Source organism: Bradyrhizobium sp. Pa8, assembly GCF_052588265.1.
This window is the reverse complement of the sequence record NZ_CP176767.1, coordinates 5,866,397-5,878,731: the sequence shown is the minus strand read 5'-3', so window position 1 is coordinate 5,878,731 and position 12,335 is coordinate 5,866,397. Positions and strand designations below refer to the sequence as shown.

9 protein-coding genes and 1 pseudogene are annotated in these 12,335 nt (G+C 61.3%); all 10 read left to right on the top strand.

All coding sequences use genetic code 11. From position 1 onward, the window contains the following. The first annotated feature begins 123 nt into the window (after positions 1 to 123). A pseudogene (locus ACKWRH_RS27810) lies at positions 124 to 1,171 on the top strand (IS110 family transposase). A gap of 585 nt (positions 1,172 to 1,756) precedes the next feature. Further along, a complete protein-coding gene (gene rlxS / locus ACKWRH_RS27805) occupies positions 1,757 to 3,727 on the top strand; it encodes a relaxase/mobilization nuclease RlxS (RefSeq protein ID WP_445216105.1) in 1,971 nt (656 codons plus the stop codon). Positions 3,728 to 3,856: 129 nt separating this feature from the next. Then, entirely contained in the window at positions 3,857 to 5,002 is a 1,146-nt protein-coding gene (locus ACKWRH_RS27800; RefSeq protein WP_445216104.1) for a nucleotidyltransferase family protein, read from the top strand. 78 nt (positions 5,003 to 5,080) lie between these two features. After that, a complete protein-coding gene (locus ACKWRH_RS27795) occupies positions 5,081 to 5,212 on the top strand; it encodes a hypothetical protein (RefSeq protein WP_445216103.1) in 132 nt (43 codons plus the stop codon). Positions 5,213 to 5,524: 312 nt separating this feature from the next. Then, positions 5,525 to 7,546, top strand: a complete 2,022-nt coding sequence (locus tag ACKWRH_RS27790; RefSeq protein ID WP_445216102.1) for a conjugal transfer protein TraG — start codon at positions 5,525 to 5,527, stop codon at positions 7,544 to 7,546. A 12-nt stretch (positions 7,547 to 7,558) separates the two neighbouring features. Further along, a complete protein-coding gene (locus ACKWRH_RS27785; RefSeq protein WP_445216101.1) occupies positions 7,559 to 8,110 on the top strand; it encodes a CopG family transcriptional regulator in 552 nt (183 codons plus the stop codon). Between the two features lie 37 nt (positions 8,111 to 8,147). Further along, complete coding sequence (gene trbB / locus ACKWRH_RS27780; protein ID WP_445216100.1) at positions 8,148 to 9,086, top strand: P-type conjugative transfer ATPase TrbB; 939 nt, start codon at positions 8,148 to 8,150, stop codon at positions 9,084 to 9,086. A 17-nt stretch (positions 9,087 to 9,103) separates the two neighbouring features. Beyond that, positions 9,104 to 9,472, top strand: coding sequence for a TrbC/VirB2 family protein (locus ACKWRH_RS27775; RefSeq protein WP_445216099.1), 369 nt, complete (start codon positions 9,104 to 9,106; stop codon positions 9,470 to 9,472). After that, positions 9,469 to 9,726 carry a VirB3 family type IV secretion system protein gene (locus ACKWRH_RS27770; protein WP_445216098.1) on the top strand — a complete coding sequence of 86 codons (258 nt, stop codon included), beginning with the start codon at positions 9,469 to 9,471 and terminating at the stop codon, positions 9,724 to 9,726. The genes ACKWRH_RS27775 and ACKWRH_RS27770 overlap by 4 nt, the downstream gene beginning before the upstream one ends. After that, a complete protein-coding gene (trbE, locus tag ACKWRH_RS27765; RefSeq protein WP_445216097.1) occupies positions 9,720 to 12,311 on the top strand; it encodes a conjugal transfer protein TrbE in 2,592 nt (863 codons plus the stop codon). Before ACKWRH_RS27770 ends, trbE begins: the two co-directional genes overlap by 7 nt. Positions 12,312 to 12,335 lie beyond the last annotated feature (24 nt).

Below are 12,335 nucleotides of genomic sequence, written 5' to 3'. Positions count from 1 at the left end.
CCGTAATCGGTCTGCGCCGGAACTCGCGGCGGATCGCGCGGCTCGGCGGCTGAATATCCCCCACACTGCGCCGCCTCAGCAACGCGGGAGGCGTGCGAATGGTTCTGTGGACCGGATGTCGGCATGGACGAGAGCGCGATTTGCGTGGTCGACGACAAGGGGGAGGTGGCCCTGCAAACCGCGGTCGTGACCGATCCGGAGGCGATCAAGGCGGCGCTCAAACCGTATCTCGCCCGGCTGCGGCGGCTCGGTCATGAGGCCGGGGCGCTGTCGCCCTGGCTGCATCCGGAGCTATTAAAACTGGGCTTGCCGGCGGTGTGTCTGGAGACACTGCACGTCCACGCGGCGCTCAACGCGCAGCGCAACAAGACCGACAAGACGGACGCGCTCGGCATCGCCCACATCATGCGGATCGGTTGGTTCCGCAAGGCGCATATCAAGAGCGAAGCGTGCTACCGGCTGCGGCTGTTGCTGACCCATCGGCGCAATCTGAAGCGCAAGTTTTTGGACCTCGAGAACGCGGTCCGGCACTCGCTGAAGGCGTTTGGCATCCGCCTGAACCGAGTCGGGCGGGGCGGTTTTGCGCGAGGCGGTGGCGCACGATGGGCTGGTCAGTGAGCTGATCGATGCCATGCTGAACGCGCGCGCCGCGCTGTGGAAAGAGTACTGCCGGCTGCACGATCTGGTGGTGAAGCTGGTCGCCGGCCATGAGCTGTGCCGGCGCTTCATGCAGATTCCCGGCGTCGGCCCGATCGCGGCCTTGAGCTTCATGACCGCGGTTGATGATCCTTCCCGATTTAGGCGCTCGCGCGACGTCGCGGCGTATTTTGGCCTGACCTCGCGGCGTTGGCAGTCCGGCTCCTCGATCGACGTGCAGGGGCGGATCAGCAAGGCCGGCGACGGTGATGTTCGGCGCGCGCTGTACGAGGCGGCGAGCGCGCTTTTGACCCGCTACAAGAAGAAGGACAAGGTCAAGAGCTGGGGTCTGATGCTCGCCAAACGTACCTCGCACCGCAAGGCAACCGTCGCGGTGGCACGCAAACTCGCCGTGATCATGCACGCGATGTGGGTCGATGGCACGTTCTACTGTGGTGATCCGGACGCCGCCAAGGCGGACGTCAGCGCACGCGCCGCCGTCAAGGAACGCAGGCTGCTCGCGCCCCTCGCGTGAGCTCGCAGGGTCCGATTTGGGAGATCGTTGAGCTAATGAACGCGACGTTTTGAACACGGAGCTCCGCGCTGAGCGGATGAGACCTGGTGCAGATCCACGACGACGGAACGCACGTTATCTTGCTTTGTGGCCACGCCCTTTGCGGGGCGCCTGGACCACGCAGCAGTGCCTGTGATGTGGCTCCGTCACACCGATGGAAAGATGCGCCGCGACGGCTTGCGCGCTGCCTTGCTGCAGCGATTTTGTGCCGTCGATGAGCGCGCAAGAGTGCACGGCGCACCCGGACTCTCGCTCGTCATCCAGCTTTGTGGCGTCGAAGCAAAGGTCTTGTCACAGCAGAGAGAGGAAGCGAGAATGGGTGAGATGAAGCGCACCAGACGACCGATTAAGAGGGCAAGATAAAAGCACTGGCGCCGGAGAGCGCCTAAGTCATTGTCTGCACATCCCAGATTTGGCGCCGCCGAGATGCGCGATGTCGCCAGACCACGCCTATCGCGATGGTGTTCCTTCATAATTGCGTCTGCGTCTTGGCGCGCTCCCAATCACCCCACATATCGGTCGCGCTATTGAGGCGGACGCAAAATCATGGACGAGATCGACGACGAATTCGACGTCAAGCTTGGCAGGGTCGGCAATCGACGAGTGAAGAGAGCGGCCAGCTATCTTCGGCGCGTCCGCCAGGAGGCTCAGAAGGCAGGCGCCTGCTCGCGGCGAGCCTCGTCATTCACGGGTGGCAGGATTGGCCGTGGTCATGCCCAGGGCACAACGCTTGCCGGACGCGGCCGTGCGACAGGCCAACGGCGCGTTGTGGTCAAGGCACGCATCGTGCGCATCAAATCCGGCGAGAGAGGTGCCGTCCGCGCGCACCTGCGCTATGTTCAGCGCGACGGCGTCACGCGCGAGGGAGCGCCAGGCGAATTGTACGATGCTGAGATCGACCGCGCAGACGCCAAGGCGTTCACTGAGCGCAGTGCCGGCGACCGCCACCAATTCCGCTTCATCGTCGCGCCCGAGGACAGCGCGGAATTGGACGACCTGAAACCGTTCGTGCGCGACCTCATGCGTCAGATGGAACAGGATCTTGGCACCAAGCTTGACTGGGTCGCAGCCGATCATTTCAACACGGGGCATCCTCACACCCATTTGGTGCTGCGTGGCAAAGACGACCGGGGAGAGGATCTTGTCATCGCGCGCGACTACATCTCGCACGGCTTGCGCGCGCGGGCAGCCGACCTCGTCACCCGGGAGCTCGGCCCTGAAACCGAGATCGAGGCGGCTCGCAAGCTTCAGCGTGAGGTGACGGCCGAGCGGTTCACTCGCCTCGACCGGGCCATCATGCGCGATGCTTCCAACGGCCATTTGGATGCCGGGGCGCGACGCCAGAGCGACACCGCCTGGCAAGCCGCTCGAACAGGGCGGCTACGAACGCTTGAGCGAATGGGACTGGCTGAAGAAGAGAAGCCTGGTCGTTGGCGTATCGATGCCGAGCTTGAGCCAAAGCTCAGGCGGATAGGAGAGCGGGGCGACATCATCAAGACCATGCATCGCGAACTCGGCGAGGCAGGTATTGCAAGGGCTGCCGGCAACTATGTCATTTTCGATCCGGGGCGGGATGATCAGCGCGTGATCGGGCGGATTGTCGGCGAGGGATTCTCGGATGAACTTAGCGAGCGCCGCTATGTCGTGATCGATGGAGCAGATGGACGAACGCACTATGCCGAGATTGGCGCTTTAGCCAGTCATGACGACGCGCCCGTGCGGAATACCATCGTCGAGCTCAGATTGCGGTCTGCCGAGCCACGTGAGATCGACCGGACAATTGCGAAGATCGCGGACGCTAATCGCGGCATCTACAGCGATCAGTTGCATCGGGAGTTCGACCCGAAGGCCTCCGGCGAATTTATCGCGGCACATGTGCGGCGTCTGGAGACGATGCGGCAGGATGGGTTGGTGAGCCGATCAGTTGAGGGAAGCTGGAGTGTAGGTGCAGATCACCTCGACCGGGCGCTTCGATACGAAGCGCTGCACCGGTCGCGTGATCCCGTGCAGATCACGGTTCTCTCGTGGCAAAGGCTCGAGGAATTGCCTCAAGCATTGGGCCCAACCTGGCTCGATCGTAGGCTCGTCTCGAAAGAGCATGACGCGTTCGCGTCCATGGGGTTCGGCATGGAAGTCGAAGCAGCGCTCCGCACGAGACGGCAATGGCTCATCGATCAAGGGTTCGCAATGGAGGAGGAGGGGCAGGTCCGCTATGCGCGGAATATGCTGCGGACACTTGAGGCGCGTGAGTTGGCGCGGACTGCATCGGATATCTCTGCTCGGACCGGGCTCGAATTTCGCGATGTGAAGCCCGGCGATAGCGTCAGCGGTACCTACCGGCGGATGCTGACGCTGAACAGCGGTCGCTTCGCCCTGATTGAGCGATCGCACGATTTTGCGCTGGTGCCATGGCGACCTGTCCTGGAGCGGGCGCGCGGACAGCTTGTGACCGGCAGCGTTGGTGGGGGCGGCATATCCTGGTCGATCGGGCAAAAGCGCGGTTTGGGTATAAGTTAGGAAAACTGACGGTAAACCTCTGATTTACAATAGTTATACTATTTCCGCAAAAATAGTATAACTGGCCTTGTGAGCGAGTTCCAGAAGTTATACTGTTTTCGCGAAAATAGTATAACTGAGGGACCCGCCATGGCTCCAACCCAACCCCTCGATATCTCGTACCAGACCCTCTATTCGGAGCTGGTCCAGCGCAGCCTCGACGAGAGTTTTACATCCGAGTTTTCCTCGGACGGCAGGTTCGTGGCTGTCGAGGTCAAGGGCAAGAAGTACTGGTACTTCGACAAGCCCAAGTCCGATGGCGGCGGCCAGGATCGTAGCTATGTCGGTCCCGTGGACGATCCCGAAATCACAAAAAGGGTCGAAGCCTTCAAGGACCTGAAGGCGGACATCAAAGGACGCCGTCGTCTCGTCTCCACACTGGTCCGCGAGGCCTACCTGCCGCGTCCGCTCGCGCTCGCAGGCCAAGTCGTCGAACAATTGGCGAAAGCCGGCTTCTTCCGAATGAGGGGAGTCCTCGTCGGTACGGTCGCTTACCAATGCTACTCTGCCATTCTCGGCCGGCGCCTCGATGCAGTCGCCATGCAAACCGGCGATGCCGACTTTGCGCAATTCCACGAGATTTCGGTGGCCATCAAGGACTCCATCCCGCCCATCCTGCAGGTCCTGCAGGAGGTCGATCCGACGTTTCGCGAGGTGCCGAGTCAGGCGGACAGCAGGGTCTCAACTCAGTTCGTCTCCAAGGAAACCAACTTCAAAGTCGAATTCCTCACACCCAACCAATGGTCCGATGACCAGGCAGGCAAGCCTGTTCACATGCCGGCGTTGGGCGGCGCCTCAGCATTTCCGCTGCGATTCCTCGACTTCCTCATCCACCAGCCTGTCCGCGCGGTGCTTTTGCATGGTGCCGGTGTGCCAGTTCTCATTCCATCACCGGAACGCTACGCCGTTCACAAGCTGATTGTCGGATCCCGCCGGAAGATCGACGGCGATCCGAGCGCGAAAAGCTCGAAGGATCGCCTCCAGGCAAAATCCATCATCGAAGCCATGGTCGCTAATCGTCAGCATGCCGACCTCGCATCGGCCTTCGTGGAGGCCTGGGATCGTGGTGTTCGTTGGAAAACAGAGATCCGCGCGAGCATCGCGACTTACGATGAGGATTTCCAGACCTCTCTCCGAACTGAGCTCGCGAAGGGGATAAGGGAGATAGGCTCAAATCCCGAAGACTACGATCTTGCACAGCCGCCAACCGGCGAAGGCGCAGAGACGGCGGAATGAATTGCAGGCAAATGCGGTGAACAGCCGACAGAACGTACTGAGCATATCCGACCGGCTGATCATCGAACCTGTATCTGCATGCTGCTGCTGATGTTGATGCCGATGATGATGATGTTCAGCATCGTCGGCAAAGACAAGCCGATCGCGGCTATCGGGGGGATCAAAGAGCACCTTGCGCTGCTGCTGAGCAGCGCAATTTGGTCCCATTAGAAGAAGCATTGAGCTCTAGCGCTTCGCGGCAAATACCACTTGCCGAGGCGAGTCGTGCCGCTTCAAGGTAAGTGAGCCGCCGCGTTGTAAGGCGCTGCCTTGCATGCGTGCGAATTGATCCTACTTGCGCTAACCGATCACACTCTGTTGAAACGTTCGACGATGCTGTATCGAATTTTCTCTTCGAGTGGGTTGATCCTATCGTGTTCGATCGGGTTGGCGCTCATCGCCAGCGCGCATTTTTATTTCAATTGAAGGCTTGCCGGATTCACCGTTCTCATCGCGCCGCTCACATCGAGCGGGTGGCAGCGAATGTTTCCGGCGAAAATCTATGTTGGTCAAATTACCGTCGTCTTCGGCATCGTTGCCGCATCGACGTGGGGAGCAACCCAATGGACTGCGGCCAGCCTCGGGTTTCAGCAACGGCTAGGTGATCCCTGGTTTCTGATTGCCAACTATCCGATCTATCTGCCCTGGCGGTTGTTCGAATGGTGGTTCGCCTATGAGGCCTATGCACCTGAAATTTTCGAAGAGGGCGGTGCTATCGCGGCATCCGGCGGGATCGCCGGCGCGCTCTTTGCGATCGTCAATTCGGTGTGGCGGGCACGCCAAAATCAACTCGTAACGACCTACGGTTCGGCCCGCTGGGCAGAGGTGCAGGAAATCAAGGCCGCGGGCCTGTTCACCGCTAAGGGTGTATTCCTCGGGCGCCTTGAGAATAACTATCTGCGGCACGATGGACCGGAGCACGTGATGTGCTTTGCGCCAACGCGCTCGGGCAAGGGTGTCGGGCTCGTATTGCCGACGCTGCTGTCGTGGACCTCGTCTGCGGTGGTTCACGACATCAAAGGCGAAAATTGGCAACTGACGGCGGGCTGGCGCTCAAGGTTCTCGCATTGCCTGTTGTTCAATCCGACTGACCTGAAAAGTGCCCGCTACAATCCTTTGCTCGAAGTCCGTAAAGGAGCGGCCGAGGTCCGCGACATCCAGAATATCGCCGATATCCTCGTCGATCCCGAAGGAGCGCTCGAACGTCGCACCCATTGGGAAAAGACCAGCCATTCGCTTCTGGTCGGCGTCATCCTTCACGTCCTCTATGCAGAACAGCAGAAGACGCTTACGCGGGTGACCGAGATCCTGGCCGATCCCGCGCAGTCCTTTGAGAAGACCCTCAGGATCATGCTGGCAACGAACCACCTTGGAACGGCGAAGGAGCCGAAGGTCCATCCGGTGGTGGCCGCGACCGCGCGCGAGCTTCTCAATAAATCAGAGAACGAGCGCTCGGGGGTCCTCTCGACGGCCGTCAGCTTCTTAGGGCTCTATCGCGATCCTATCGTCAGCCACAACACTGAGAGCTGCGACTGGCGAATTGCCGATCTGGTTAGCGCAGGCAAGCCGGTGACGCTGTATCTGGTCGTTCCCCCGTCAGACATCAGCCGGACCAAGCCGTTGATCAGGCTGATCCTCAATCAGATCGGTCGCCGGCTGACCGAAGCGCTGAACGCTGAAAATGGCAAGCAGCGTCAGCTCTTGATGATGTTGGATGAGTTTCCAGCGCTTGGCCGACTCGACTTCTTCGAGAGCGCGCTAGCTTTCATGGCTGGCTATGGCATCCGAGCATATCTCATCGCGCAGTCGCTCAATCAGATCGTGAAAGCCTACGGCGAAAACAATGCGATCCTGGACAATTGCCATGTCCGTATTGCCTTTGCCGCAAACGACGAACGCACAGCAAAGCGAATCTCGGACGCTTTAGGGACGGCAACTGAGCTCCGCGCGCAACGCAACTATGCAGGCCATCGGCTCGCGCCGTGGCTCGGACACGTCATGGTCAGCCGCCAGGAGACCGCTCGGCCACTCTTGACTCCGGGAGAGGTGATGCAGTTGCCACCCGATCAGGCCATCATCCTCGTCTCGGGCCTGGCGCCAGTCAGAGCTTCCAAGCTGCGCCACTATGAGGATGCGAATTTCGTCGGTCGTTTGCATCGGCCGCCGGAGCTCGACGGTGCCGAATATCGCGATCGTCCTGAAGCGCGCGCCGACGACTGGGGCGGACAGACCCGCGCGGTCGATCTTCGCCTCGCGACGACCCCGTACCGCGACCTGATGCAGGAAGATGGCGCAGAAGGAGGTCTCAAACAACAATTGCCACTGTTTGGCGAGGCTGCCCCGCGTGTGAGTGAAGGTCGTTTCGTCGAGGAGCGTCTGCTCGACGATGACGAAGATACAGCCGCCGATCGCAACCAAATGCAACGGGCTGCAAGCTCATCCAGCTCCGTGCGCCAAGCGCACGTTGTCACCCGCGACGACGACGACCTTCTTCCTTCCTTTTGAAGAGCTGTACTCATGAAACCGAAACTCTCGGCTTACGTCTCCGATAGCGTCGCTCAGCGATTGGAACTTGCCGCAAAGCGTCCTGGCAGCAACAAGTCGGCCATCGTGGACGCCGCGCTCGACCGCTTTCTCAATCCAGAGCGAGACACAAGTGGCGACGCGGCGCTGATCCGAAGGCTTGACCGCGTGAGCCGGCAACTCGAACGAGCCGACCGCGACCTCTCGGTCATGGCTGAGACCATCGCACTCTTCGTTCGCTACTACCTGACGATCACTCCGCCACTGCCTACAGGCGATCAGGACGCCGCGCGCGCTTTAGGGCGCGAGCGGTTCGAAATGTTTGTCGCTCAGGTCGGCAAACGGGTCGCCTCCGGTGGCCGGCTTGTTGCCGACGTCATGGATCGTGTCAGCGCCTCGAAACCAGACCTCTTCATGCGAAGCCTGGAGGAGGGCGCCCCTCTAGGGACCGCCCAACCCAATGATGTCGGATCCCGCGCGCCAAACGCGACGGGTGAGCCGCCGGAGCATTCTCCGGCTGGGCGAGAGGAGGTCGGAAATGTCTGATCTCCTCTCGTCCGAGACCCGGGAACGACGCCGCGGCATGCTGCGGACCGCACTGGGGCCGGCCATCGCCGTCGCGCTCGAAGAACCCGACGTTGTCGAGGTCATGGTCAACCCTGATGGGAAGTTGTGGCTTGATCGGCACGGTTCAGGCCGCGCCGACACGGGCGTGGTCCTGACGCCACAGGAGTCCGAGCGGATCATCCGCTTGGTCGCTAGCCACGTTCGCGCGGAGGCGAGCGGCACGTCCCCTATCATTTCGGCCGAGCTTCCGGAGACAGGCGAACGCTTCGAGGGCGTTTTGCCTCCGGTCTCTCTGGCGCCATGCTTTGCTATCCGCAAGCCAGCCACAACGACATTTCGTCTCACTGATTACGTTCGGACACAAACTGTTTCGCCCGTCATGGCCAACGTGTTGACGGCCGCGGTGAAGGAAGGGCGCAGCATCCTGATCGCCGGCGGCACTGGCTCGGGCAAGACAACCCTCGCCAACGCGCTGCTGGCCGAGATTGCGGGTCTTGGGGAGAGGGTGATCATCATTGAAGATACCCGCGAACTGCGCTGCGACGCAAAAGACGCAGTGACCTTGCGGACCAAGCCAGGCGTGGCAAGCCTCGCCGATCTCGTGCGATCGACGCTCCGTTTGCGTCCCGACCGCATCGTCGTCGGAGAAGTCAGAGGGGCCGAAGCTCTCGACATGCTGAAGGCCTGGAACACTGGCCACCCCGGCGGCATCGCCACAGTCCACGCCAATTCGGCGCGAGCCGCCCTCTACCGGATCGAGCAACTGATCCAGGAGGCCGTCGCGACGGTTCCGCGTCGTCTCATCGGTGAGGCCATCGACCTGATCGTGTTCATCAAGGGACGAGGTCCCGCCAGGCGGATCGAGACGATTGCCGAACTCAGGGGCCTCGATTCATCAGGCGATTACCTGCTCGAGACCCCGCCCGGACTTCCAAACACCGTTCATCGTTCTTGATCCAGGGAGACTGCAAGATGCTGACTCAACTGCGTCCATACCTGCGTTCGTGCCTTCGCTGTCAGCGGACGCGCGGACTTCGTGTCGCGGAACTGACCGCGACGGCCACCTGCTTTCTCCTGACTGCTTCGTCGGCGCATGCGGCGGGGTCGGGCATGCCATGGGAGGCCCCGCTCGAGCGCATCCTCGAGTCCGTGCAGGGGCCCGTAGCCAAGATCGTCGCGGTCATCATCATCACAGTGACAGGCATCTCGCTCGCCTTCGGAGACACCTCCGGCGGGTTCCGAAAGATGGTCCAGGTCGTCTTCGGCCTGTCGATCGCTTTCGCAGCCAGCTCGTTCTTTCTCTCGTTCTTCTCGTTCGGCGGCGGTGCGTTGATCCCATGAAAGCAGCAGGAGTCGAGCTCGTACTTCATCGCTCGCTCACCGAGCCCATTCTGATCGGCGGCGCGCCACGCGCCGCCGCCATCCTCATCGGCACGCTGTCGGCGGTGTTGGCGCTTGGCCTGCGGCTCTGGCTTCCGGGCCTCTTGATATGGATCGTGGGTCACAGCCTTGCGGTCTGGCTCGCCAAGCGCGATCCGGCCTTCGTCGAAGTCACCGTCCGCCATACAAAGCACAAGGGCTGGCTCGCATGCTGAACTTAAGAGAATTCCGTAGTCAAGCGCATCGCCTTGCGGATTGGCTGCCATGGGCATGCCTGGTCGCGCCGGGCGTCGTCCTGAACAAGGACGGCAGCTTTCAGCGCACGATACGTTACCGGGGCCCCGACCTTGACAGCGCGACCGAAGCTGAGCTGATGAGCGTAACCTCACGGGTCAACAACGTCCTGAAACGGTTCGGGTCGGGGTGGGCGCTGTTCTTTGACGCCACGCGCATCGGGGCGTCCGAGTATCCGCGCTCACAATTTCCCGACGCGGTGTCCTGGCTAATCGATGAGGAGCGGCGTGCGGCATTCGAGGGCGCCGGAGGCATCGCCTGGGAAGATCCGTCACGGCCACGTGGACAGCACTTCGAGAGCGTGCTGCACTTGACCTTGATGTACCTGCCGCCGGCTGAGCGGGTCTCTCGGCTCGAGGGGCTGTTCCTGGAGCGGCCGAAGGGCGGGGACAGTGCGACGACCGGCGAAGCGCAAAGCAATCGCGGCAAGTATCTCGTCCACCCCGACTTGCCAGAACAGCCAGCAAACGGCGGCGACGGACAATCCCCGGGGACCGAAGGTCGCCGGAGCTTACCGCGAGGTGAGCAGGGCTATTGGGATCATCTTCAGCGGTTCATCCAGGAGAGTGACCGCGCAATCGACCTGCTCTCATCAGTTTTGCCAGAAATCTGGCCTCTGAGCGACGCGGAGACGCTGACCTATTTGCACAGCTGCGTTTCGACCAAGCGGCACCCGGTCAACGTTCCCGAGATCCCGGCCTATCTCGACTGCTTCCTTAGCGACGAGCCTCTCACTGGTGGTTTATCGCCAGCGATTGGTCGAAGCCATCTTCGCGCGCTGACTGTCCTCGGTTTCCCGGCGGTGACCTTTCCAGGCTTGCTCGATGAGTTGAACAGGCTCGGCGTTCCCTATCGTTGGGCCACCCGGTTTCTGCCGCTCGATCGGACTCTGGCGAACGCAACACTGTCGCGGTATCGCAGGCAGTGGTTTGCCAAGCGAAAGTCGCTCGGTGCGATCTTGAAAGAGGTCATGTTCAACGAGCAGGCCGCACTCCTCGACACCGATGCCAACAACAAGGCTCTGGATGCCGACGACGCACTGTCCGAGCTCGGCGACGACCTGGTCGCATTCGGTTACGTCACGACGACGGTCACTGTCACCGACGAAGACGCTCGGCAGGCTGATGAGAAGATCCGGTCCGTCGAGCGGGTGATCAATAGCCGAGGCTTTACGGTCATCCGCGAAAGCGTCAATGCGGTGGAAGCCTGGCTCGGCAGTCTCCCGGGGCAGGCCTACGCCAATATTCGTCAACCGATCGTCCACACTCTGAATCTCGCTCATATGTGTCCGCTCTCGGCGGTATGGGCTGGGCCCGCACGGTGCGATCACCTCGACGGACCGCCGCTTCTGATCGCGAAGACCAAGGGGGCCACCCCGTTTCGGCTCTCGCTGCACGCCGGTGACGTCGGGCATACAATCATCGTTGGCCCGACCGGAGCCGGCAAATCGGTGTTGCTCTCGATGCTCGCCCTTCAATTCCGGCGATATCCCGGGGCCCAACTCATTACGTTCGACAAGGGCCGCTCTGCGCGTGCCACGACGCTCGCCTTGGCGGGAGCCTGGTACGAATTGGGAGCCAAGGCCGGCATTGCCTTCCAACCGCTGAAGGATGTTGCGGAGGAGGGGGCGAGGCTCTGGGCGCTGGACTGGCTTTGCGGTGTGCTCGCCCATGAGCAGGTCGAGGTCACGCCCGAAGTTAAGGAAGCTCTCTGGTCCGCACTCAAGAGCCTTGGTTCCGCGCCTGCGTCCCAGCGGACGATGACCGGGCTCGTCGCCTTGCTTGCGCGCGACACACTGCGGCAGGCGCTACAGCCGTACACGCTTGAAGGACCATACGGGCGATTTCTCGACGCGGATGCGGATCGTCTCTCCGGTGCCGACGTGCTCACCTTCGAGATGGATGAGCTGATGGCGTTGCCCGGCTTGGTCGCGCCGGTTCTCACATATCTCTTTCATACCCTCGATGGCCGCTTTGACGGCCGGCCCACTCTGCTGGTGCTGGACGAAGCGTGGGTCTTTCTCGACGATCCGCTCTTCTCAAGCCGCATCCGGGAGTGGCTGAAGACGTTACGCAAGAAGAACGTGGCCGTCATTTTTGCCACCCAGTCGCTCGCCGATATCGCCGAAAGCCAGATTGCGCCGGCGATCATCGAGTCCTGTCCGACACGGATCTTCCTACCTAATCCCCGAGCGCTTGAGCCGACCCAAACGGAGACCTATCGCCGGTTTGGTCTGAATGACATGCAGATCCGCTTGATCGGGGAGGCCTTTCCCAAACGGGACTATTACCTCCAGTCTCGCGCCGGAAACCGCTTGTTCGAGCTTGGCCTTGGACCGGTGGCGCTAGCTCTGGTCGCAGCTTCCTCGCCCGAGGATCAGCGGATTATCGAGACAGTTTTGTCGCGTTCCGGCCCCCACCACTTTGCCAAGCGATATCTCGCGGAGCGAGACCTTCACTGGGCTGCCAATCTCATAAGCACCTTCGAAGAAGCGCTGTCGTCTTAGCGCGCCATCCAAACCAGCCAAACT

Coding starts and splice junctions, on each gene's coding strand:
- ACKWRH_RS27790 (WP_445216102.1), top strand. CDS start 5,525: ATGTTTCCGGCGAAAATCTATGTTGGTCAAATTACCGTCGTCTTCGGC.
- trbE (WP_445216097.1), top strand. CDS start 9,720: ATGCTGAACTTAAGAGAATTCCGTAGTCAAGCGCATCGCCTTGCGGAT.
- rlxS (WP_445216105.1), top strand. CDS start 1,757: ATGGACGAGATCGACGACGAATTCGACGTCAAGCTTGGCAGGGTCGGC.
- trbB (WP_445216100.1), top strand. CDS start 8,148: ATGCTGCGGACCGCACTGGGGCCGGCCATCGCCGTCGCGCTCGAAGAA.
- ACKWRH_RS27770 (WP_445216098.1), top strand. CDS start 9,469: ATGAAAGCAGCAGGAGTCGAGCTCGTACTTCATCGCTCGCTCACCGAG.
- ACKWRH_RS27795 (WP_445216103.1), top strand. CDS start 5,081: ATGCTGCTGCTGATGTTGATGCCGATGATGATGATGTTCAGCATCGTC.
- ACKWRH_RS27775 (WP_445216099.1), top strand. CDS start 9,104: ATGCTGACTCAACTGCGTCCATACCTGCGTTCGTGCCTTCGCTGTCAG.
- ACKWRH_RS27800 (WP_445216104.1), top strand. CDS start 3,857: ATGGCTCCAACCCAACCCCTCGATATCTCGTACCAGACCCTCTATTCG.
- ACKWRH_RS27785 (WP_445216101.1), top strand. CDS start 7,559: ATGAAACCGAAACTCTCGGCTTACGTCTCCGATAGCGTCGCTCAGCGA.